20 protein-coding genes and 1 pseudogene are annotated in these 21,553 nt (G+C 60.0%); 14 read left to right on the top strand and 7 right to left on the bottom strand.

Translation table 11 applies throughout. From position 1 onward, the window contains the following. Window positions 1-49 precede the first annotated feature (49 nt). From urtC to urtA, 3 genes are all read right to left on the bottom strand, one after another. Window positions 50-1,225, bottom strand: a complete 1,176-nt coding sequence (urtC, locus tag VJV58_RS17255) for an urea ABC transporter permease subunit UrtC (protein ID WP_324138575.1) — start codon at window positions 1,223-1,225, stop codon at window positions 50-52. Next, on the bottom strand, window positions 1,222-2,757 hold the full coding sequence (gene urtB / locus VJV58_RS17250) for an urea ABC transporter permease subunit UrtB (RefSeq protein ID WP_324138576.1): 1,536 nt from the start codon (window positions 2,755-2,757) through the stop codon (window positions 1,222-1,224). Before urtB ends, urtC begins: the two co-directional genes overlap by 4 nt. A gap of 152 nt (window positions 2,758-2,909) precedes the next feature. Then, complete coding sequence (gene urtA, locus VJV58_RS17245) at window positions 2,910-4,232, bottom strand: urea ABC transporter substrate-binding protein (protein ID WP_324138574.1); 1,323 nt, start codon at window positions 4,230-4,232, stop codon at window positions 2,910-2,912. A gap of 505 nt (window positions 4,233-4,737) precedes the next feature. Between urtA and VJV58_RS17240 the strand changes: the two genes are divergently transcribed. The 3 genes from VJV58_RS17240 to VJV58_RS17230 all read left to right on the top strand — a co-directional run bounded on the left by VJV58_RS17240 (window position 4,738) and on the right by VJV58_RS17230 (window position 6,976). After that, window positions 4,738-6,186, top strand: coding sequence for a DEAD/DEAH box helicase (locus tag VJV58_RS17240; protein ID WP_324138573.1), 1,449 nt, complete (start codon window positions 4,738-4,740; stop codon window positions 6,184-6,186). A 24-nt stretch (window positions 6,187-6,210) separates the two neighbouring features. Then, on the top strand, window positions 6,211-6,492 hold the full coding sequence (gene infA, locus VJV58_RS17235; RefSeq protein ID WP_143575210.1) for a translation initiation factor IF-1: 282 nt from the start codon (window positions 6,211-6,213) through the stop codon (window positions 6,490-6,492). 271 nt (window positions 6,493-6,763) lie between these two features. Continuing rightward, window positions 6,764-6,976: a cold-shock protein gene (locus VJV58_RS17230; protein WP_011474122.1), complete on the top strand. Its 213-nt coding sequence runs from the start codon at window positions 6,764-6,766 to the stop codon at window positions 6,974-6,976. Between the two features lie 310 nt (window positions 6,977-7,286). Here VJV58_RS17230 and VJV58_RS17225 read toward each other — a convergent pair whose 3' ends face one another. Together VJV58_RS17225 and VJV58_RS17220 are read right to left on the bottom strand one after the other, a co-directional pair. Next, window positions 7,287-7,790 (bottom strand): pilus assembly protein N-terminal domain-containing protein, encoded by a 504-nt coding sequence (locus tag VJV58_RS17225; RefSeq protein ID WP_324138572.1) that lies wholly within the window; start codon window positions 7,788-7,790, stop codon window positions 7,287-7,289. Window positions 7,791-7,914: 124 nt separating this feature from the next. Next, on the bottom strand, window positions 7,915-8,745 hold the full coding sequence (locus tag VJV58_RS17220; protein WP_324138571.1) for a sterol desaturase family protein: 831 nt from the start codon (window positions 8,743-8,745) through the stop codon (window positions 7,915-7,917). Window positions 8,746-9,037: 292 nt separating this feature from the next. Here VJV58_RS17220 and VJV58_RS17215 point away from each other — a divergent pair, with 292 nt between their 5' ends. The 9 genes from VJV58_RS17215 (at window position 9,038) to VJV58_RS17175 (ending at window position 17,943) form a co-directional block, all read left to right on the top strand. Further along, entirely contained in the window at window positions 9,038-9,202 is a 165-nt protein-coding gene (locus VJV58_RS17215; RefSeq protein ID WP_324138570.1) for a Flp family type IVb pilin, read from the top strand. A gap of 306 nt (window positions 9,203-9,508) precedes the next feature. Then, complete coding sequence (locus VJV58_RS17210) at window positions 9,509-10,033, top strand: A24 family peptidase (protein ID WP_324138569.1); 525 nt, start codon at window positions 9,509-9,511, stop codon at window positions 10,031-10,033. 126 nt (window positions 10,034-10,159) lie between these two features. After that, window positions 10,160-10,954 carry a Flp pilus assembly protein CpaB gene (gene cpaB, locus VJV58_RS17205; protein ID WP_324138568.1) on the top strand — a complete coding sequence of 265 codons (795 nt, stop codon included), beginning with the start codon at window positions 10,160-10,162 and terminating at the stop codon, window positions 10,952-10,954. A 17-nt stretch (window positions 10,955-10,971) separates the two neighbouring features. Continuing rightward, window positions 10,972-12,444: a type II and III secretion system protein family protein gene (locus VJV58_RS17200; RefSeq protein ID WP_324138567.1), complete on the top strand. Its 1,473-nt coding sequence runs from the start codon at window positions 10,972-10,974 to the stop codon at window positions 12,442-12,444. 19 nt (window positions 12,445-12,463) lie between these two features. Beyond that, window positions 12,464-13,204, top strand: coding sequence for a CpaD family pilus assembly protein (locus VJV58_RS17195; RefSeq protein ID WP_324138566.1), 741 nt, complete (start codon window positions 12,464-12,466; stop codon window positions 13,202-13,204). Then, complete coding sequence (locus VJV58_RS17190) at window positions 13,201-14,469, top strand: AAA family ATPase (protein ID WP_324138565.1); 1,269 nt, start codon at window positions 13,201-13,203, stop codon at window positions 14,467-14,469. The genes VJV58_RS17195 and VJV58_RS17190 overlap by 4 nt, the downstream gene beginning before the upstream one ends. Before the next feature lie 22 nt (window positions 14,470-14,491). Beyond that, complete coding sequence (locus VJV58_RS17185; protein WP_324138564.1) at window positions 14,492-15,973, top strand: CpaF family protein; 1,482 nt, start codon at window positions 14,492-14,494, stop codon at window positions 15,971-15,973. 11 nt (window positions 15,974-15,984) lie between these two features. Next, window positions 15,985-16,959, top strand: coding sequence for a type II secretion system F family protein (locus VJV58_RS17180; protein WP_324138563.1), 975 nt, complete (start codon window positions 15,985-15,987; stop codon window positions 16,957-16,959). Between the two features lie 9 nt (window positions 16,960-16,968). After that, on the top strand, window positions 16,969-17,943 hold the full coding sequence (locus VJV58_RS17175) for a type II secretion system F family protein (protein WP_324138562.1): 975 nt from the start codon (window positions 16,969-16,971) through the stop codon (window positions 17,941-17,943). Window positions 17,944-18,016: 73 nt separating this feature from the next. Here the strand turns inward: VJV58_RS17175 and VJV58_RS17170 are convergent, their stop codons facing one another. Further along, window positions 18,017-18,835: a tetratricopeptide repeat protein gene (locus VJV58_RS17170; RefSeq protein WP_324138561.1), complete on the bottom strand. Its 819-nt coding sequence runs from the start codon at window positions 18,833-18,835 to the stop codon at window positions 18,017-18,019. A 260-nt stretch (window positions 18,836-19,095) separates the two neighbouring features. On the opposite strand from VJV58_RS17170, the gene VJV58_RS17165 reads away from it, so the two are divergent. Beyond that, a complete protein-coding gene (locus VJV58_RS17165) occupies window positions 19,096-20,478 on the top strand; it encodes a leucyl aminopeptidase family protein (protein ID WP_324138560.1) in 1,383 nt (460 codons plus the stop codon). Beyond that, window positions 20,471-21,316 carry an NlpC/P60 family protein gene (locus tag VJV58_RS17160; protein ID WP_324138559.1) on the top strand — a complete coding sequence of 282 codons (846 nt, stop codon included), beginning with the start codon at window positions 20,471-20,473 and terminating at the stop codon, window positions 21,314-21,316. The genes VJV58_RS17165 and VJV58_RS17160 overlap by 8 nt, the downstream gene beginning before the upstream one ends. Window positions 21,317-21,322: 6 nt before the next feature. Here the strand turns inward: VJV58_RS17160 and VJV58_RS17155 are convergent. Then, window positions 21,323-21,553 (bottom strand): annotated as a pseudogene (locus VJV58_RS17155) (microcin ABC transporter ATP-binding protein); the annotation flags it as partial.

Genomic DNA, 21,553 nt, shown 5'->3' with positions numbered 1-21,553 from the left:
CGAGATAGAGCAGCGCGGAAGTGGCCCGGGTGTCCATGACATTCATCTGCTACTCCGCCATCCCAGATTCGCTGATGCCGGCTTCCCGTGCGGCACTGAGGGAGTTCGCCGCAGTCGTGAGCCGTTGCGTCTTCCACGGCTCCCACCAGGCATTCAATGTCCCGATGATTCCTTTCGGCAACAGCAGCGTCACCAGGATAAACATTGCGCCGAGCATGAACAGCCAGTACGGTGCGAGCGAACCCGAAGTAAAAAAAGTCTTCGCATAATTGACGAGAACGGCGCCAAGCGCCGCACCGATCAAGGTGCCACGCCCGCCAACGGCCACCCAGATCACCGCTTCGATGGAATTACCCGGGGCGAACTCGCTCGGGTTGATGATGCCGACCTGCGGCACATACAGCGCGCCGGCGACGCCTGCCATACAAGCCGAGAGCGTGAATACGAACAGCTTGTAGGATTCAACGCGGTAGCCCAGAAACCGCGTGCGCGATTCAGCGTCGCGCACCGCAATCAGAACCTTGCCAAGCTTGGAGGTGACGACCGCGCGGCAAATTAGAAAACCTGTGATGAGCCCAAGGCAGCTCAACGAAAACAGCGCCGCACGGGTGCCGTCGGCCTGAACGTTGAAGCCCAGAATATCCTTGAAATCGGTCAGGCCATTGTTGCCGCCGAACCCGAAATCGTTGCGGAAGAACCCGAGCAGCAAAGCGTAGGTCATCGCTTGTGTGATGATCGAGAGATAGACGCCGGTAACGCGGGAACGAAACGCCAGCCAGCCAAAGCAGAATGCCAGAAGGCCGGGCGCCAGAATGACCATCATCGCCGCGAACCAGAACATGTCGAAGCCGTTCCAATACCACGGCAGCTTTGGATAGTTCAGGAAGACCATGAAGTCCGGCAGTATCGGATTGCCGTAAACGCCTCGGCTGCCAATCTGACGCATCAGGTACATGCCCATGGCGTAGCCGCCGAGTGCGAAGAAAGCGCCGTGGCCGAGCGAGAGAATGCCGCAATAGCCCCAGATCAAATCGATCGCGAGCGCCAGAATCGCGTAACAGGCATATTTTCCGAACAGCGCCACCAGATAAGTCGGTACCTGAAAGGGCGAACCGGACGGCAGCAGCAGGTTCGAGAGCGGGACCAGAACGCCGAGCGCGGCGACTACGAACACGAATACGGTTGCGCTACGGTCCAGAGAACGCGTCAACACGTGCGCCATCATGCTTCCACCGCCCGTCCCTTGAGCGCAAACAAACCGCGCGGGCGTTTCTGGATGAAAAAGATGATGAGGACCAGAATGGCAATCTTGCCGAGCACGGCACCTGCAACCGGCTCCATGAACTTGTTGGCGATGCCGAGCGTAAAGGCGCCGACCAGGGTGCCCCAGAGATTACCGACGCCGCCGAACACCACCACCATGAAAGAGTCGATGATGTAGCTCTGCCCGAGATTGGGGCTGACATTGTCGATCTGCGACAGCGCCACGCCGGCAATCCCCGCAATCCCCGAGCCTAGCCCGAACGTGAGCGCATCGACGCGCGAGGTGGCAATGCCCATCGACGCCGCCATCCTGCGATTTTGCGTCACCGCGCGCATCTCGAGTCCCAAGGAGGTGTATCGCAGCATCGCAAGCAGCAGCCCGAACACGGCCAAGGTGAAGCAGAGTATCCACAGCCGGTTATAAGTGATCGTGATCTGTCCGATTTCGAACGCCCCGCTCATCCAGGAAGGATTGCCCACCTCGCGATTGTTCGGGCCGAAGATGGTGCGCACGGCTTGCTGCAGCACCAGCGAGAGCCCCCATGTCGCCAGCAGTGTCTCGAGCGGACGACCATAGAGAAAGCGAATGATGCTGCGCTCGATCAGGATTCCGATCGCACCGGCGACGATGAAGGCCAGCGGCACGGCGATCAGCAGCGAATAATCGAACAGCCCGGGATAGCTGGTTCGGATAGTTTCCTGCACGACGAATGTGACGTAAGCCCCGATCATCAGCATCTCGCCGTGCGCCATGTTGATGACGCCCATGACGCCGAAAGTGATCGCAAGGCCGATGGCCGCCAGCAGCAGCACCGAGCCGAGCGACATGCCATACCAGGCATTCTGCACCGCCGACCACATTGCGAGGTTGCTCTGAATGGAAGCCGTCGCATTGGCGGCGGCGCGGGCGATCGCTGGCGGTTGCTCGCCGCTCAACCCAACCAGCAGCGCGAGCGCCTCCTGATCGCCCCGTGCCTTGATGGTCGCGATCGCTTCAAGCTTTTCGGCATCGGTCGCATCTTCCTTGAACAGCAGGATCGCAGCGCGCGCCTCGCTGAAAGCCAACTTCGCGCTTTTGTTGGTTTCCTTCTGCAGCGCGCTATCGACCGCTGGTAGCATGGCTTCATCGTGCGCCTTGAAAACCGATTGGGCGGCCTGGATGCGTTTGGCTGGATCAGGTGACTGCAGCGTCAGAGCGCCGAGCGCAGCCTCGACGGTGCGGCGCAGACGATTGTTAAGCCGGACGGGAGCGGCAGTATCGGGAATGCTGGTGACCGGCGCGCCGGTCAAGGCATCGCTGTTCTTGCCGTCGGACTGGGTGATGTAGACTTTCTTGGTATCGGGGTCGGCGCTTAGCCGGCCATCCTGCAGCGCGCTAACGATCGCGTAGGCACGCGAATTGCCGCTGGTCGCAATCGTGGCGATCGCCTCATCGGTGTCCGAGAATTCGTCGTTTGCGAATTTCGCAACCGCGTCTTCAAACGGCCCCGCCATGACCGGCAGTACGGTGGCGAAGATCAGCAGCGCGGCAAATGGGAGCGCGCGGATTTGTCTGCAGAACCTGGTAAGCACTGGACGACCCCGGCAGAGGCGGAAGGAAGGCGGCGAACATCGCCGCCTTCCGGATTTGTAGCGTCAGGTTTCGATCAGGAACCCTGACCGCCGCACTTGTTGAGCTTGGTGTTGTAGTTGCCGCATTTCTTGCCCACCCAGTCGCCGATCAGGTCCTTTGACCCGTCCAGCTCCTTGGACCAGGCGTCGCCGGCAACAAGCCCGGGCGTCTTCCACACCACATCGAACTGGCCGTTGCCCTTGATCTCGCCAATGAACACCGGCTTGGTGATGTGGTGGTTGGGCAGCATCTTGGAGACGCCACCGGTCAGATTCGGCGCTTCGATGCCAGGCAGCGCATCGATCACCTTGTCGGGGTCGGTGGACTTCACCTTTTCGACCGCCTTAACCCACATGTTGAAACCGATGTAGTGCGCTTCCATCGGATCGTTGGTCGTGCGCTTGGGGTTCTTCGTGTACGCCTGCCATTCCTTGATGAACTTCTCGTTGGCAGGCGTCTTGATGGACTCAAAGTAGTTCCAGGCGGCGAGGTGACCAATCAGCGGCTTGGTATCGATGCCGGCCAGTTCTTCTTCACCCACCGAGAAGGCGACGACGGGAATGTCGGTAGCCTTGATTCCCTGGTTACCTAGCTCCTTGTAGAAGGGAACGTTGGCGTCACCATTGATCGTCGAAACCACCGCCGTCTTCTTGCCCGCGGAGCCGAACTTTTTGATGTCCGCGACGATCGTCTGCCAGTCGGAATGACCGAATGGCGTGTAGTTGATCATGATGTCATCCTGCTTGACGCCTTTCGACTTCAGGTACGCCTCGAGGATTTTGTTCGTCGTGCGCGGATAGACGTAGTCGGTGCCAGCCAGTACCCAGCGCTTCACCTTTTCATCTTTCATCAGATAATCGACGGCAGGAATCGCCTGCTGGTTCGGCGCCGCGCCGGTATAGAAAACGTTGCGCTCGCTTTCCTCGCCCTCGTATTGCACGGGATAGAACAGAATATTGTTCAGTTCCTTGAACACTGGCAGCACGGACTTGCGCGAGACCGAGGTCCAGCAGCCGAACACCGCCGCAACCTTGTCCTTGGTGATTAACTCACGGGCCTTTTCCGCAAACAGCGGCCAATTCGACGCGGGATCGACGACAACCGCCTCCAGCTTTTTACCAAGCACGCCGCCCTTCTTGTTCTGCTCATCGATTAGAAAAAGGATGGTGTCCTTGAGGGTGGTTTCGCTGATTGCCATGGTGCCAGACAGCGAGTGAAGAACGCCTATCTTGATGGTGTCGTCCGCCGCTTTCGCGGAGGTGAAGGCGGCGAGGCCCAAAATCAGCCCAGCGCCGGCTGCGAGCCAGCGACGGCGGCTCATAGGCCTCGCCATGTCGTGAGTTGGTTGAATAAGCATGAGGTGTGATCTCCCTGACGCAGACGTTAGACGCTGCGAACGGCCCCACGGCCGTCTGCGTTAACGGAATCGCAAGAACCGTGCCATGCATTGAAAACGGCTCAACCGACTGAGCCTGATCGGGAATTCAGGACCGCCCGGCGCACCGGTACTGCGGCTGCCTAAGATTTAGACGGAGCAAATGTCCAGCGCTTCGCCATATTGTACGTTATTTAGGCAGCTTGAGGTATGTGTCTATTTTTCCGGCAAAGACCCGCGTTTCGCGCTTTTTCTTAACTGCTCGAACGGTTTATCAGGCGATTCACCTTGAAAGCGCCTCGTTCCTGTTCCATATGAGCACCACGACCCAGGAATCACCGGGTCATTGCGAGCCGCGTGTTCTGATCCCGTCCAACGGTTTCTGGCTTGCCCCTTCCAGCCAACCAAAACCGACGCCCCAAACACGCGGGTGTCTCAGACGCCCTCGCGCGCTCCTGGCTGACATGGCCGGGCGCCTGCCTTTTTGATGGAAAGAACCAGACTTTTGACCTCCTTTCAGGATTTCGGCCTTGCCGATCCCATCTCGCGTGCGCTCAAGGAAGAGAACTACGTCACGCCCACTCCCATCCAATCTCAAACGATTCCCCTAGCGCTCGCCGGACGCGACGTCGTTGGCATTGCGCAAACCGGTACTGGCAAAACCGCAGCTTTTGCGCTTCCGATACTGCATCGCATCCTCGAGCATCGCATCAAGCCGCAGCCCAAAGCCTGCCGTGTTCTCGTGCTCAGCCCAACCCGTGAATTGTCCGGACAGATTCTCGAAAGCTTTAACGCCTACGGACGCCATATGCGTTTGACTTCGGCGCTTGCGATCGGCGGCGTGCCAATGGGGCGCCAGGTCCGCTCGGTCATGCAGGGCATCGAAGTCATGGTGGCCACTCCCGGACGCTTGCTGGATCTCGTGCAAAGCAACGGTCTGAGGCTCGGCAATGTCGAGTTTCTCGTGCTCGACGAGGCCGACCGCATGCTCGACATGGGCTTCATCAACGACATCCGGAAGATCGTTTCCAAATTGCCGGTCAGGCGCCAAACGCTTTTCTTTTCGGCGACAATGCCGAAGGATATTGCGGATCTCGCCGACCAGATGCTTCGCGATCCAGCGCGGGTCGCGGTGACGCCCGTTGCATCGACGGTCGATCGCATCACGCAACGGATTATTCAGGTCGACCACTCTGCAAAGCCCGCATTCTTAGCGCAACTACTGCAACAGGAGCCGGTCGATCGGGCGCTGGTATTTACGCGCACCAAGCATGGCGCCGACAAGGTCGTGAAAGGCCTCGCAAGGGCAGGCATTTCTGCCGACGCCATTCACGGCAACAAATCGCAGAATCATCGCGAGCGCGTGCTGGCGGCATTTCGCTCCGGCCAGATCCGCACTCTGGTCGCGACCGACATTGCAGCGCGCGGGATCGACGTCGACGGCATCAGCCACGTCGTCAACTTCGACCTGCCGAACGTGCCCGAGACCTACGTCCATCGCATCGGCCGCACCGCGCGCGCCGGGGCCGATGGCATCGCGATCTCGCTGGTCGCGGGAGGCGAAGAGATGTCCTATCTGCGCGACATCGAAAAGCTGATCCGCATTGCGTTGCCCCGTGAGGACCGACGCACGCCCGGTCAGCGCGAAGCAGCGCCGGCGCCTTCACAACATCGCGGGCCGCGCTCTGCGCCGCGCGTACATGGAACCCGCGCAAATGATGGAGCGCCGGGATCGAAAGGGCCTCGCCGTCGACGCCGTCCAGGTGGTAATAATGGCGCTCCGCAAACTCGCCACGAGGCCAACCGGCATGAGCCGATGCGTCCATCTTCGTCGTCGCAAGGCGGCGGCAAGGCTGAAGGAATGCAAGGCGTCGCCTTCTTGCATCGCGAAAGCCGTCCGAACACTCGACCCAACCGCACCCAAAGACCACGCTAGCCGTCGATCGACCTGGAGAGAAACATGGCTAAGGAAGAGCTAATCCAGTTCGAAGGACTGGTCACCGAAATCCTCCCCGACGCGCGTTACCGCGTGCAGCTCGACGCAGGACACGAGATCGTGGCCTACACCGCGGGCAAGATGAAGAAGAACCGGATCAAGACGCTGGCTGGCGATCGGGTCACGATTGAAATGTCGCCGTATGACCTGGAAAAAGGCCGCCTCATTTTCCGGCACAAGGACGAACGACCGGGCGGTGGAGCTCCGCGAGGGGCGCCCCCACGCGGTCAATTCCGCCGTAGGTAGCCGAATTACCGCACGACCAAGTTGCGCGTGACGAAATCATGTCAATGCGGCGGCAGCTTGCGGTCAGCGCATCTGCCGCCAAAAATCGTGCATGTCAGCATTGTTTTGGGGGCTGGTTTGGAATAATATGATGCATCGATTTTCGGCCGGACGACATTAGCTATCCACCGGTACAGCCGGTTTAGACGCTGACGACCCTTCCAAAAATTCGATTTCACCAGCCTGCCGAAAGCAGGTTTCTAGTATGTCTATCTTTAGAAGGGACCATCCCGTGAGCATGGGAACCGTGAAGTGGTTTAACGCAACGAAAGGCTTCGGCTTCATTCAACCGGACGACGGTGGCAACGACGTGTTCGTGCACATCAGCGCGGTAGAGCGAGCCGGTCTGGGAACGCTGCGCGAAGGCCAGAAGATCAGCTACGAGATCGTAGCCGATCGCCGCTCTGGCAAGTCGTCGGCCGACAACCTGCGCGCCGCCGGGTAAACGAATTTCCTGCGTACGACTCGCGAGAGCGGGGCTGAGAAGTTCAGACAAATAGAAAAGGCCGTGCTGATCGCGCGGCCTTTTTCTGTTTGCGGCGAAAGTGGCGCAACGTCTTTTGCAACGAAACCTCCGGCAGCAATCATTCCCGCAACAAGTAACCGAAACCGATCGTTGAAGTGCTTGAGCAACAAGAAGCGGAACGGGCCGCCGGTTAACCGTTGCTTAACGATGTCGTGGATGCGCGTGCGGGCGCCGAAACGATTCGCTGCAAGCTAGAGCGCTGCAAGCTCCGAGGGGAAGCGGATAAGCCTTAGTTGGCCTTGGCGGCCGCGGCGGTCCCGGTAGCCTGGTTGTTGAGCGAGCCAGCCTGATCCATGGCGGATTTGAAGTAACGCTCGCCGTCGCCCAGCGTGATTCGCCGTTGGCAGACGGGCATACAGCTATAGGATTCGCGCTCGACGCCGCGATAAACCGTTACAAGCTGATCGGTGGGGCCTTCGACCTGAATCACCCGATCCACCAGGATTTCGCCACTGCGGTCCATGGCGATAAAATTGGTCGCGCCGTAACCTTTTCCGGTCACCACCAGAATTCCGCCGGTCTGCAGAGTAACGTCTGCAATCAGCGGGTTTCCGACCACGATGGTCGAAACCCGGGTCGGAAGCTTGACCAGTTTTGCCTGGTCCACATTAACGGCGATGCTGTCCGCCGAGGGTTCGGCGAGAGCTGCGGCCGGGCACAACAGAATGCCCAGAGCGAGGGGGAGGAATTTGAGCGACGCGCGCGTGCGGCTACGCAAGGAACTAAACGACATACTCTTCCTCGGGGCGTTGACAGGCCGACAAAGGCAACACGCCATTAGCCGGCACCCGACGAGACCAATCTAGCCGCCAATTCGTGAAGGAACTGCAAATACGCATGTGACAAACGTCACCGCACTACAATTGACGAAACGGGTAAGCCAGCTGTCCGCCAATCTCCGAGGGGATCGCAGGTTCATCCTTGCCATAGTTGTCGGGCAGCTTGTTCTCCGGCATTCGGAACGTTCCGAACAGCAAATCCCAGAGTGGAAAAGTCCCGGCGTAGTTGGTGTTGCCGCCCTCTTCCAGCGCGGTGTGATGCCAGCGATGGAACACCGGCGTCGCCAGCACGTATTTGAATGGGCCGAGCGTCCAATTCAGGTTGGCGTGGACGAACGCCGAATGGAACGTCGTGAAAGGGCCAACCCAAAGCATCACGTTCGGCGATATGCCCGCCATCAGCAAGATGACATCCACCATGATGGTGCCGAGAAACAGGTTCACTGGGTGGAAGCGCGCGGCCGAGATCCAATCCAATTGTTCCGACGAATGATGGATGGCGTGATACTTCCAAAATCCGCCGCCGTGAAACAGGCGATGCAGCCAATAGAGCATGAAGTCCGCCAGGATCACGAACAACAGTCCCTGTGCCCACAGCGGCAGTTCGGAGAGTGGACCATGGCCGTTGTCGTAAAAGGCAATCAGTTCGTCCGCGTCATGAATATTGAAGACGACGCCCGCGCCGAGCACCAGCAGACCAATCCGCAACACGCGCGCGAACAACGGCACAAAGAACCAATAGGCTATATCGGTGATCAGTTCACGCTTGCGCCACCAGGGCGTCCCGGGATTGCAAGCCCAAAAATGCGTGAGCACCGAGAATACCAGGGCAAGCACGATCGTGATGGGCACCACCTTAGCAATCGTCCCGCCGAGCATCTGGACGAGTTCGAGCGGTAAATTGGACATGGCCCCTCCAAGCTACGATGTACTACGCGTACGCCGCGACGTTTAAGGAGCGATGAATACATGCGCGGCTGCGCGGATGCGGCGGCTGTCAAGAAAACGAGATTGCATTGTAACAAGGGCCTTAATTCCAAATTTACTGTGCTCAAGAAGAGCCCATTGTAGCAGTGTTTACTTTGTCGAATTAACTGTGCCGCAAGGCTCGCGACTTTAGGGTGAGCCATGGTCACGGTGCTGAGAACGCCGGCAAGACCAAACGTAGTTCGACCAGCCACGTGTACACATGGAGCTATCTATGAAGAACCTTATTGCGCGTTTCGTGAAGGATCAGTCCGGCGCCACCGCCATCGAATACGGCTTGATTGCAGCGGGCATTTCGCTGGCGATCATTGCCGTCGTCAACGGCCTCGGCACGAACCTGAACACCAAGTTTAGCAACATCAACAGCTCGCTGAAATAAGCGAAGCGGAATGATGAGCAACGAAGGCCCTGGGCAGTCCGGGGCCTTTGTCATTTATGAGTGATGTAGTGGCGTAAAACGATGCGTAAGCGCGATGCCGCCTCAGCCGCGGCAAGTAGAATTTCCGGCCAAGATAGAATTTGCATAGAGCTCGTTTGCCTTGCGCTGACGCTGGCGCTTTTCTTTCTCGCCGCGCGGATTGGCAGCATGTTGTGAGGCGCGGGCCGTTTTCCGATTGTTCATTTCTCGCCACTAAGTTTGGACGATGCTGCGACCTCGCGTCAGCCACACGACTTCCTTAAAGCCATGATTCTGGACATCGCGCGCCTTCTGCTGTTCCCCGCTCTGATGGCGTTTGCCGCGGCGAGCGATCTTTTCACGATGACGATCTCGAACCGGGTTTCAGTGGCATTGGCGGCGAGCTTTCTGGCGCTCGCGCTGATGAGCGGAATGCCCCTGTCCGATTTGCTGGCTCACCTTGGTGCGGGAGTGGCTGTGCTCGTTGTCGCGTTTGGTTGCTTTGCCATGGGCTGGGTCGGTGGTGGCGATGCCAAGATCGCGGCTGGTGCAGCGCTGTGGTTCGGCTTCGGCCATCTGCTGGAGTATCTGGTTTATGCCTCGCTGTTCGGCGGAGCCTTGACGTTACTGTTGCTGCAATTCCGCCAATGGCCGCTGCCTTACCAGTTCGCTGGCCAACCTTGGCTGATAAAATTGCATGCGAAAGAGAGCGGGATTCCGTACGGCATCGCGCTCGCGATCGGCGCACTGACGGTCTATCCCGAAACGGAATGGATCAAGGCCGTGGATCTCGCCCACTTCGCCTTTGGCTGATCCGACCGGATAAACCCGGCGTTAAGTTGATTTAGATACGCCTCATTAACCATGCTTTGACGAATAGCTGGTCAACTCCCATCACGGCGGCCGGAACCGTCGCGGCGTTTGTGGAAAGTGAAGCGTATGAAGAACGCGCGCATTGTCGTCCTGACCATCGCTATCGGCGCTGGCGGCGTTGCCGCTTACCTTGCGAGCATGTCAGACAGACCAGCGGCGGTCACGCAAGCGGCGCAACTGCCGACGGTGGACGTTCTGGTTGCCAAGTCCGACATCGGCCTTGGCCAGACCGTCACGCCTGAAGACATGATTTGGCAGACCTGGCCCGCGGCAACGGCAAGCAACACCTTTATTCGGCGCAATGAGCGCCCCGATGCCACAACCCAGATCGCCGGCTCGATCGCACGGGCTCCCTTTATCGCGGGCGAGCCGATCAGGGATCCGAAGCTGGTCAAGGGCAACGGCTCCGGGTTCATGGCGGCGATCCTGCCCACCGGCATGCGCGCCATCTCAACGGAGATTTCTCCGGAAACCGGTGCTGGCGGGTTCATTCTGCCCAATGATCGGGTCGACGTCATCCTTTCAAAACACGAGAAGAATGCCGGCACGGCGAATGCGCCGGATATCGTTGTTTCGGAAATCATCCTCTCCAACGTTCGCGTCCTCGCGATCGACCAGGCACCCAAGGAGAAGGACGGCCAGAATGCAGTAGTTGGCAAGACCGTGACTCTGGAGCTGCGGCCCGAACAGGCCGAGACGCTCGCCCGCGCGCGCCAGACCGGCACGCTGGCGCTGGCGCTGCGTAGCATCGCCGACATCAACATGGTCGAGAACACAATCAACGATCAGACCGGGAGGCGCAGTGAAACCGTCAGCGTCATTCGCTACGGCATCCCAAGCTCCACGATGACCCAAAAGTGACGGAAAGGAATTCCGATATGAGACGCGGGGGAATTCAGACGGCAGTGCGGGCGCTTCACGTCCGCGCCCTGTCGTTTTCAGCCGTCGCCGTACTGACGCTAAATCCGGCGCTGACGCCGGTCATGGCGAGCGATTATCGCGTGCCCGTCGTCAGCGATAGCCAGATAAATGCGCGTTTCCTTTCGCTCGGAATCGGCAAATCGATCGTGATCGATCTGCCGCGCGACATCAAAGATGTATTGGTCGCAGATCCGAAGATTGCCAACGCAGTCGTACGCTCCGCGCAACGCGCGTACATTATCGGCGCGGCCGTCGGTCAGACCAATATCGTTTTTTTCGATACTGCGGGCCAGCAAATAGCCGCCTACGACATCGCGGTGAAACGCGATCTGAACGGCGTGCGTGCGGCACTGAAACAAACGTTGCCGAATGCCGCGATCCAAATCGATGGCTTGGGCGATGGCGTCATCCTCACCGGCTCGGTATCAAGTCCAATCGAAGCGCAGCAGGCGGCCGATCTGGCCGCGCGCTTGGCTGGAGGCGCGGACAAGGTCGTCAACTCGATCGCCGTGCGCGGCCGCGATCAGGTCATGCTCAAAGTTACGGTGGCCGAAGTCCAGCGTGCGATCATCAAGCAACTCGGGATCGACCTGACCGGCTCATTGAATTACGGCACTGCCGTTGTGAACTTCAATAACTCCAATCCATTCACGGCGTTTGGCCGCTCGTTGGTCGGCGGCAATTTGGCCCAGGGATCATTCGGTGGTGCTCCTCCATCAGTCCAGGCCACGATTCGCGCGATGGAAAGCGCTGGCGTGGTGCGAACGCTGGCGGAACCCAATCTGACGGCAATTTCGGGCGAGTCCGCCACATTCATCGCCGGCGGCGAGTTTCCTGTTCCAGCAGGCTATAGCTGCGATCCTACCACCCATGTCTGCACCACCCAGGTCAGCTTCAAGAAGTTCGGAATTTCGCTCAACTTCACGCCAGTGGTGCTCACTGAGGGACGGATCAGCCTGCGGGTGATGACGGAAGTATCCGAGCTGTCGAATGACAACGCAATCACGCTGTCCCAGGCCGTCACCCAAGGCACAGTGAATTCGCTGACCATTCCATCGATCAAGACGCGCCGGGCCGAAACGACCCTGGAGATTCCTTCGGGCGGTGCAATGGCGATGGCCGGCCTGATTCAGGAACAAACCAAGCAGGCCGTCAACGGCTTGCCTGGCCTATCGCAGTTGCCGGTTCTCGGAGCGCTTTTCCGCAGCCGCGACTATGTCAACAATCAGACCGAGCTCATGGTGCTGGTGACGCCCTACGTCGTGCGGGCGGTGGCGCAGAAGGATCTGTCGCGACCGGATGACGGATTTGCGAGTTCGTCGGATCCGCAAGCCGATCTGTTCGGCAACATCAACCGAATCTATGGCGTACCTGGCCGGGTCGAGCCAGCGCGGCATTATCGCGGCACCTATGGCTTCATCACCGACTGAGGCGGGACGAGGATCAACGATGACAACCCAAATGCCCCCCCATTCCAATCGCGGCGTCTGTATCGCCGGGGTGCTTGTCGGCCTTGCCGTCCTGCTCGGAGCTTGCACGCATACGGATCAGGCAGTGACCGCCGCCAGTATCCCTGATGATTATCGCCAGCGTCATCCAATTGCGGTCCAGGAAGCTGATCAGTCAATCGTCTTATTCGTCGGTCGTGGACGCGGCGGCCTTTCCCCTTCCCAGCGCACCGATGTGATGGGTCTTGGGCAAGCATGGCTGCACGAGGCGACGGGAGCGATCACTGCCGATTTGCCGATCGATACGCCTAATGCCCGCTCGGCCGCGGATGCGTTACGGGAAATTCACACCGTGCTAGCTGCCGCCGGCGTGCCGCCGCGAGGCCTCATCGTGCGTCGTTATCATCCCGATGATCCTCGCCAGATGGCGACGATACGGCTCAGCTACCCGAAGATCTCCGCCACCGTCGGTCCCTGCGGGACCTGGCCCGAGGATCTCGGTCCTTCGATCAAGAACAAGAGCTATTTCGAAAACAAGTCGTATTTCAATTTCGGGTGCGCCTATCAGCGCAATATGGCGGCAATGGTCGACAACCCGGCGGACCTGGTACAGCCACGGCCTGAAACGCCTCCCTATACGGCGCGGCGCTCGGCCGCCTTCGAGAAGTATCGCAAGGGCGCTCCGACCACGACCAGCTATCCCGAAGCCGACAAGGCCAAAATCAGCGATGCAGGCAAATGACAAGTTACGCGCGCAACAATTCCGAACAGCAGCCGGACGTCACGTCGACCCCGCTGGAAGATCATATTGCGCCTGCGCCTCGCGTGTCCGTGCAAGCATTTTGCGAGGGCGTGGAAACGGCAGCCGCGGTGCAGTCAGCGGGCGAGGACCGGCGCCTCGGCAAAGCCCATCTGAAAATTCAGATGGGTGGCATGGCAGCCGCGATCGAAGCCTATCGCACGGCCCCCACGCCGAACGTAATCATCCTGGAGACCGAGGGTCGCACCGATATCCTCAAGGGGCTGGATCAGCTCGCAACCGTATGTGACTCCGGCACCCGCGTCATCGTGATCGGGCGTGTGAACGATGTCGCGCTTTATCGCGAACTCGTTCGCCGCGGCGTCAGCGACTACGTTATCGCGCCCGTGAACGCGCTTGACGTGGTGCGTTCGATCTGTGGGCTGTTCTCGACACCGGACGCCAAGGCCGTTGGCCGCATCATTGCCGTCGTCGGCGCCAAGGGCGGCGTTGGGGCATCCACTGTGGCTCACAATGTTGGATGGGCGATTGCGCGCGATCTGGCGCTCGATTCAGTGGTCGCCGATCTCGATCTCGCGTTTGGCACCGCAGGTCTTGACTACAATCAGGACCCGGCCCAGGGCATCGCGGACGCGGTGTTCTCGCCCGATCGCGTCGACACAGCCTTTATCGATCGGCTGCTGTCGAAATGCACCGATCACCTGAGCCTGTTGGCAGCGCCGGCGACACTTGAGCGGGTGTACGATTTCGGCGCCGACGCGTTCGATTCGATCTTCGACACGCTTCGCACGACCATGCCTTGCATCGTGCTGGACGTTCCCCACCAATGGTCGGGCTGGACCAAGCGGGCCCTGGTCAGCGCCGATGACATACTGATCGTCGCAGCGCCAGACCTGGCCAATCTTCGCAACACCAAGAATATCTTTGACCTGCTGAAGGCATCGCGGCCGAACGACCGCATCCCCCTGTACTGCCTCAATCAGGTTGGGGTGCCGAAGCGGCCGGAGATCAATTTCAACGAATTCGCCAAAGCTATCGAAAGTGAGCCGATCGCAACTATACCGTTCGACCCGCAAATGTTCGGTTCGGCTGCAAACAACGGCCAGATGATCGCGGAAATCTCCGCGACCCATCGCACCACCGAAATGTTCTTGCAGATGGCGCAACGGCTGACCGGCCGGGGCGAGGCCAAAAAGCCACGAGGTTCTTTCCTGTCACCGCTGATCGAAAAGCTGCGGGCAAAGTAGGCAGCCCGCCTGGAGTATTGTCGTGTTTGGTAAGCGTAGCGGACCTGATATCGAAACCCGGGCGATAAAGCCTGCCGCGACGGCGCTGGAACCAGCTGCCGCTGCGGCACCGGCTGTTCCAAGTAGCGCGCCTGCTCCCATTGCTCCGCCATCGCCGATAGTCACTTCGCCGCCGCTGGTCCCGGCCAAACCGCCGCCAGTGATGGAAGCGCGACGCTCAGAAAACTATTACCAGGTCAAGGCGACGATCTTTGGCGCGCTGATCGAGGCGATCGATCTTGCCCAGCTCGCAAAGCTCGACGGCGAGTCCGCGCGCGAAGAAATTCGCGACATCGTCAATGAAATCATCGCGATCAAAAACATCGTGATGTCGATTGCGGAACAGGAAGAACTCCTTGACGACATCTGCAATGACGTTCTCGGATATGGGCCGCTGGAACCGCTGCTATCGCGCGATGACATCTCCGACATTATGGTCAACGGCGCCGGCACCGTGTTCATCGAGGTAGCCGGCCGGATCCAGCGCACCGGAATACGTTTCCGCGACAATCAGCAGCTGCTGAATATCTGTCAGCGCATCGTCAGCCAGGTCGGCAGGCGTGTCGACGAATCCTCTCCGATCTGCGACGCGCGCCTCGCCGACGGATCACGCGTCAACGCCATCGTCCCGCCCTTGGCGCTCGACGGCCCCGCGCTCACAATCCGCAAATTCAAAAAAGACAAGTTGACGCTGGACCAACTCGTCAAGTTCGGCGCGATCTCTCCGGAAGGCGCAACGATCCTGCAGATCATCGGGCGTTGCCGCGCCAACGTCCTCATTTCGGGCGGCACCGGCTCCGGCAAGACAACCCTGCTGAATTGCCTTACCCAGTTCATCGACAACGACGAGCGCGTAATTACCTGCGAAGACGCCGCCGAACTTCAGCTGCAGCAGCCGCATGTGGTGCGGCTCGAAACACGGCCGCCGAATATCGAGGGCGAAGGCCAGATCACCATGCGAGAACTGGTCCGTAACTGCCTGCGTATGCGGCCCGAACGCATTATCGTCGGCGAGGTCCGCGGGCCGGAGGCTTTCGACCTGCTGCAAGCCATGAATACGGGTCACGACGGATCGATGGGGACGCTGCACGCCAATAATCCGCGCGAAGCCCTGTCCCGTTGCGAATCCATGATCACGATGGGTGGGTTTTCACTACCGTCCCGGACTATCCGCGAGATGATTTGCGCGTCCATCGACGTAATCATTCAGGCCGCCCGGTTGCGCGACGGCTCCCGCCGTATCACGCACATCACGGAAGTGATGGGCATGGAAGGCGATACCATCATTACGCAGGACCTGTTCGTTTACGATTTGCTCGGTGAGGACGCCAACGGTCACATCCTTGGCCGGCACCGTTCAACCGGTATCGGGCGACCCCGGTTCTGGGATCGCGCCCGATACTACAACGAGGAGAAGCGACTCGCCGCAGCACTTGATGCCGCCGAAGTCGCGACGGAAGTCTAGAGGAGCGTTCCATGAAAATACAAACGCTCGCACTGGCTTTTCTCGCCGCCACGGCAATCGGCGGGATGGCGTGGGTTTTTATCTATCCGTTTCTTTCCGGGGAGAGAAAAGCGGAGATCCGCCGCGCTTCGGTGGCAAAGGCGGAGCCCACCGCGCGCAACGTCGACAAGACTCAGCGTTCGCGCCGCGAACAGGTGGAGACTTCGCTCAAGGACCTTGAGACGCGACGCCAGAAGGAAAGCAGGGTCCCGCTTAGCAAGCGCCTGATGCAGGCCGGCTTGAACTGGTCGACACAGAAATTCATGGTCATCTCGGGCATTCTCGCGGCCGTGGCGTTCGGCGGCACGATGCTGCTCGGAGGCAGCTTGCTCGCGGCGGCTGGATTAGCATTCGCCGCCGGCTTCGGCCTACCGCGATGGGGATTGAGCTATTTGAAAAAGCGGCGGGAACAGAACTTTCTCAAATCGCTCCCGGACGCCGTCGACGTCATCGTTCGCGGGATCAAGGCGGGGCTGCCGCTGTTTGAGTCCATCAAGGTCGTCGCCACCGATGCACCGGAGCCGCTCAGGAGCGAGTTCCTCGCCATTATCGAAACCCAGGCGATCGGGATGCCTCTCGGCGAAGCCTGCGCACGCCTCTTTGACCGGATGCCGGTGCCGGAAGCGAACTTCTTCGGAATCGTGATCGCGATCCAGCAAAAGTCCGGTGGCAACCTGTCGGAGGCACTTGGCAACCTTTCCAAGGTTCTCCGAGACCGCAAGAAAATGGCCGAGAAGATCCAGGCGATGTCGATGGAGGCCAAGGCCTCTGCGGGCATCATCGGCTCGCTGCCGCCGATTGTCATGCTGCTGGTTTACCTCTCTACGCCTCAATACATCTCGCTGCTATGGACCCATCCAACGGGACAGTTGATGCTGGTCGGTTGCGCGATCTGGATGACCATTGGCATCCTCGTAATGAAGAAAATGATCAACTTCGATTTCTGACGGTGCAGCATGATTCAGTTCCTGGTCGACAAGATACACGACGCGCACTTCATGACCATGCTGCTCGCCGCGATAGCGGCCAGCGCGACTGCCTATACCTTGATCATGCCGCTGCTCGCGGGCGAAGGCCTGCAAAAGCGCATGAAGGCCGTCGCCAGCGAGCGCGAGCGGATTCGGCAGCGCGAGCGTGATCGCCTGTCGAAGACGGAAAAGGTATCGCTGCGTCAGACGCCCAAACAGCTCGTCTCAAAGATCGTCGAAGACTTCAATCTCACTAAGTGGCTGGCGCAGGAGGCTGCGCGCGAAAAGCTGACGATGGCCGGATACCGTGGCCAGGCGCCCTATGTCACGTTCCTGTTCTTCCGGCTGGTAACGCCGCTGGTGTTTTTCGTTTCGGCTCTGCTCTACGTGTTCCTGATCTCGCACATGCAACAGTCGATGCCGATCAAGATCGGCATATGCATCGCCGCGGCCTATCTCGGATTGCAGGCGCCCATGCTGTTTCTGAAAAACGCTATCTCCAAGCGCCAGCTGTCGATCAAGCGGGCTTTTCCAGATGCGCTCGATCTGTTGCTGATCTGCATTGAATCCGGCATGTCGATCGAGGTCGCATTCCGCAAGGTCAGCACCGAGATCGTCAGCCAGTCGGTCGCACTGTCGGAAGAGTTCATCCTGACGACGGCCGAATTGTCCTATCTGCAGGACCGCAAAGTGGCGTACGAAAACCTGGCGAAGCGCACCGGTCTCGAGGGCGTGAAGTCGGTTTGTCTGGCCCTGCAGCAGTCGGAACGCTACGGAACGCCGCTCGGCCAGAGCCTGCGCGTGATGGCGCAGGAGAACCGCGACATGCGCATGAACGAGGCCGAGAAGAAAGCGGCAGCGCTGCCGCCGAAACTGACCGTGCCGATGATCCTGTTCTTTCTCCCGGTGCTGTTCGTGGTCATCCTCGGACCGACCGGCATCAAGGTCGCGGCAATGCAGTAAATCGCCCGGGCAGGCGAGAGACCGCCGGGCGCTTATCTACTTCTATCTTGATGGACTAGCTCGATCGGCCCGCTCACTCGGTCCGGCGGTCCCCAAAGGATGCTACCGGGATCGACCCATTGCCCGCGCGAGGATTGTCCTTGCGACTCAGCATCTCTTTCAAATAGCCGACATTCGCCGCCGCCTCGTCGGCCGGCAGATCGGCCTTGACGATAGTTTCGGCTTCGCCGAAGCGGCCCTGCAGGCCGACGACGAGACCAAGATTCTGGCGCACCCGCGTGTCCGCTCTGCCGCTGGCATAAGCCCTGCGAAGAACCTCCTCGGCTTTCGGCAGGTCTTTGGAAAGGACGTAGGAGAGGCCGAGATTCGACAGAACCGACGGCTCTTCAGGGACGATCTTCAAGGCGCTGGCGTAATAGCGCCGCGCCTCGTCGTGGCGGCCGAGCTGATCCAGCGCCGTTCCCTGCACCGAGAGAATTCGCCAGTCGGGATTATCGGGTGAGTGGGCGCGGCTGAGCACATCGAACGCTTGCTGGAAGTTGCCGTTGTCGACCAGCGCCCGGCCGAACCCGGCGAGCAATGCCTTGTTGCTCGGATGTGCGATGGTTGCCTGCTCGAATACAGCGACGGCCTGGGCGCGCTGCCCGGCGGAGCGAAGCGCCTTTCCATACGCGAGCGCGGCGTCCGGGTCCTTGGGATTGGCGCGATAGCGTTCGCCATAGACATCGACCGCGCGGCGCGGATCGGTCTCGGCAGTTGCTACCGGGTCGGATTTTGATGTGATCGAGCCCGTAATGTCGGACATCGTCTGGCAACCGCCGAGGCCGGCGGTGAAGCTTGCCGCCATGGCAACGGATGCGAGAAGCCGGGCAAGTCTGGACTGCTGACGCATGGCACTTTGACTCACGATATCAGGCGAATTGGTTGGGCCGAACGTCGCCAGCAATAGACTGTTAACCCTAACGGCCGGTTAATTAGCCGCTGCGCCATCCCAGTTGGCTCGCACCAGGTGGACGAACCGACTGCCATCTTCGCCTGGAGGGGTACCCATTGGCGACCCGCGTTCAGGCTGGTTTGCATTTGCAAGTCATTGTAGAAACACGCAAACCTGTACGCGCGGTTCCCCCTTCATCGGCCAAGCCTGAGAACAGCATGCATTCTGCTTTCGCGACGGCGCCTGTCGGATCCGCCATTCCGATCACGTTCGTGACCAAAGCCAATTGGGAGGCGGTTCGCGCCGGGCTCGGCGAAGAAGCCCGGCAATTCGCAATGGCCAACGGCTTCACAGCAAAGCCCGGAGCCTGCCTCGTTCTGCCCACTGCGGGTGGCAACATCGCGCAGGTCGTATTTGGGCTGGAGGACGCGGACAGCAAATTTCGCGATCCGTTCAGGACGGGCCAGTTGCCCGGTTTGCTGCCGGCTGGGGTCTATCGTTTTGCAAACGCGGCGCATGACACGCGCCTGGCAATGCTCGGCTTTGCGCTGGGCAGTTATCGGTTCGACCGCTATCGCAAGCGCGACGCGCCCGAGGTGAGGCTGGTAGTTCCAGATGGCGTTGACGTGAGCGCCATCTCGCGACTGGCCGAGGCGGCGACGCTTGCTCGCGACCTCATCAACACGCCCTCGAACGACATGGGACCGGAACAACTGGCGCATGCCGCGCAGCATCTGGCAACGCGCTTCGGCGCTAGCTTCAACTGCATCATTGGCGACGATCTGACGCGGCAAAATTTACCTCTGATTCACGCGGTCGGAATGGCGTCACCACGCGCGCCGCGGCTTATCGACATGAATTGGGGCGATCCGGCTCACCCCAAGGTGACGCTGGTGGGCAAGGGCGTTTGTTTCGACACGGGCGGGCTCGATCTCAAACCCTCAGCCGGCATGCTGATCATGAAAAAGGACATGGGCGGAGCCGCCAACGTGCTGGCGCTGGCGCAGTTGGTGATGGATGCCAAGCTGAAGCTGCGCTTGCGGGTGCTGATCCCGGCGGTTGAGAACGCGGTTGCCGGCAATGCGTTTCGCCCGCTCGACGTTTTTCCTTCGCGAAAGGGCATCACGGTCGAGATCGGGAATACCGACGCCGAAGGCCGGCTGGTGCTGGCGGATGCGCTGGCGTTGGCCTGTGAAGAGAAGCCGGACCTGCTGATCGATATGGGCACCCTGACGGGGGCCGCGCGGGTCGCACTCGGACCGGATTTACCGCCCTTTTACACCAATGATGAGACGCTGGCGCTGGATCTCGCGCGCTGCGCGCAACAGGAGAACGATCCGTTGTGGCGATTGCCGCTCTGGCCGCCTTACGACGCCTGGCTCGACTCGAAGACCGCCGACGTCAACAACGCTCCGTCCGGCACCTTCGCCGGCTCGATCACTTGCGCGCTGTTTCTGCAGCGCTTCGTCGATGATGCCACACGCTGGCTGCATGTCGACATTTACGGTTGGACACCGTCGGCCAAACCGGCGCGGCCGGAGGGCGGCGAATGCCAGGCCGCGCGCGCCATCTTTGCACTACTCGGGAACCGCTATGGCTGACCCTCGCCTGACGCCCGCGCGGCCCGACCTCGCCGCGAAATTTCTCGAAGAACAGATCAAGGCGGCGCGCTTCGTCGAAGGCGAGGAGTTCGAAATTTCGCAGCCTCTCGCGCCGCTGCGAGAGGCACCATCCGCCGATGCCACGTTGCTGACGCAGGCCCTGAAAGGCGAACGCGTAACGATCTACGAGCGCAACCGCGAAGGTTTCGCATGGGGCCAACTCAAGAGCGACGGTTATGTCGGCTGGCTACCTGACCGCGCGCTCGCAAAACCAGCAGATGAGCCGAGCCACAAGATCACAGCGTTGCGAACTTTTGGCTTTCCAGGTCCCTCAATCAAACTGCCGCCAGCCGAAACGCTCGTCATGGGGGCGTTGATAAAGGTAATGCGCGAGAACGGGCCATTCGCGTTGACCCGCGAGGGCTGGTATGTACCGCGCCAGCACGTCAATGGCATTGATGCGCACGTCGACGATTTCGTCACGGTTGCTGAACGTTTTGTCGGGACGCCCTATCTGTGGGGCGGCAAAACCAGCCTCGGCATCGACTGTTCCGGCCTGGTCCAGGTCTCGCTCAACGCTGCCGGCATCCAATGCCCGCGCGACAGCGACATGCAGCAAGATAGTATTGACGGATTGTTGGGACCGGTGGACTCCGGCAACCTACAGCGCGGTGATCTGATTTTCTGGAAAGGTCATGTGGCGATCGCGCGCGATGGCGAGAGCATCGTTCACGCCAACGCCCATCATATGGCGACCGTAATCGAAAACACTCGTGAGGCCGTCGCTCGCATCAACGCCGACGGTTACGAGATCACCGCGATCAAGCGGCTGGGCTGAGTTGGTTCAAGTCGCCACCGTCCCGCCGGGCGCGGTTTCGAGGCGGAACGCGGCCGCAAAAAGCGCGCGGGTGTAATCGGTCCTGGGATTCCTGAACAGCTCGGACGCCGGACCCTCCTCCACCACTTTCCCATGCCGCATCACGATAAGATGGCTCGCCAGCGAAGCGACCACGCGCAAGTCATGCGAGATGAACATGTAAGTCAAATCGCGCTTGCGCTGCAATTCGCGCAACAG

The sequence above is a fragment of the Bradyrhizobium sp. genome, from assembly GCF_035273305.1.
Lineage (GTDB): Bacteria > Pseudomonadota > Alphaproteobacteria > Rhizobiales > Xanthobacteraceae > Bradyrhizobium.
This window is presented reverse-complemented; position numbering and strand designations above follow the sequence as displayed.

What these genes read in the sequence shown, in the direction of transcription:
- urtC (WP_324138575.1), bottom strand. Translation starts at nt 1,225, where the DNA reads ATGATGGCGCACGTGTTGACGCGTTCTCTGGACCGTAGCGCAACCGTA.
- urtB (WP_324138576.1), bottom strand. Translation starts at nt 2,757, where the DNA reads ATGGCGGGGCCGTTTGAAGACGCGGTTGCGAAATTCGCAAACGACGAA.
- urtA (WP_324138574.1), bottom strand. Translation starts at nt 4,232, where the DNA reads ATGCTTATTCAACCAACTCACGACATGGCGAGGCCTATGAGCCGCCGT.
- VJV58_RS17240 (WP_324138573.1), top strand. Translation starts at nt 4,738, where the DNA reads ATGGAAAGAACCAGACTTTTGACCTCCTTTCAGGATTTCGGCCTTGCC.
- infA (WP_143575210.1), top strand. Translation starts at nt 6,211, where the DNA reads ATGGCTAAGGAAGAGCTAATCCAGTTCGAAGGACTGGTCACCGAAATC.
- VJV58_RS17225 (WP_324138572.1), bottom strand. Translation starts at nt 7,790, where the DNA reads ATGTCGTTTAGTTCCTTGCGTAGCCGCACGCGCGCGTCGCTCAAATTC.
- VJV58_RS17220 (WP_324138571.1), bottom strand. Translation starts at nt 8,745, where the DNA reads ATGTCCAATTTACCGCTCGAACTCGTCCAGATGCTCGGCGGGACGATT.
- VJV58_RS17215 (WP_324138570.1), top strand. Translation starts at nt 9,038, where the DNA reads ATGAAGAACCTTATTGCGCGTTTCGTGAAGGATCAGTCCGGCGCCACC.
- VJV58_RS17210 (WP_324138569.1), top strand. Translation starts at nt 9,509, where the DNA reads ATGATTCTGGACATCGCGCGCCTTCTGCTGTTCCCCGCTCTGATGGCG.
- cpaB (WP_324138568.1), top strand. Translation starts at nt 10,160, where the DNA reads ATGAAGAACGCGCGCATTGTCGTCCTGACCATCGCTATCGGCGCTGGC.
- VJV58_RS17200 (WP_324138567.1), top strand. Translation starts at nt 10,972, where the DNA reads ATGAGACGCGGGGGAATTCAGACGGCAGTGCGGGCGCTTCACGTCCGC.
- VJV58_RS17195 (WP_324138566.1), top strand. Translation starts at nt 12,464, where the DNA reads ATGACAACCCAAATGCCCCCCCATTCCAATCGCGGCGTCTGTATCGCC.
- VJV58_RS17190 (WP_324138565.1), top strand. Translation starts at nt 13,201, where the DNA reads ATGACAAGTTACGCGCGCAACAATTCCGAACAGCAGCCGGACGTCACG.
- VJV58_RS17180 (WP_324138563.1), top strand. Translation starts at nt 15,985, where the DNA reads ATGAAAATACAAACGCTCGCACTGGCTTTTCTCGCCGCCACGGCAATC.
- VJV58_RS17175 (WP_324138562.1), top strand. Translation starts at nt 16,969, where the DNA reads ATGATTCAGTTCCTGGTCGACAAGATACACGACGCGCACTTCATGACC.
- VJV58_RS17170 (WP_324138561.1), bottom strand. Translation starts at nt 18,835, where the DNA reads ATGCGTCAGCAGTCCAGACTTGCCCGGCTTCTCGCATCCGTTGCCATG.
- VJV58_RS17165 (WP_324138560.1), top strand. Translation starts at nt 19,096, where the DNA reads ATGCATTCTGCTTTCGCGACGGCGCCTGTCGGATCCGCCATTCCGATC.
- VJV58_RS17160 (WP_324138559.1), top strand. Translation starts at nt 20,471, where the DNA reads ATGGCTGACCCTCGCCTGACGCCCGCGCGGCCCGACCTCGCCGCGAAA.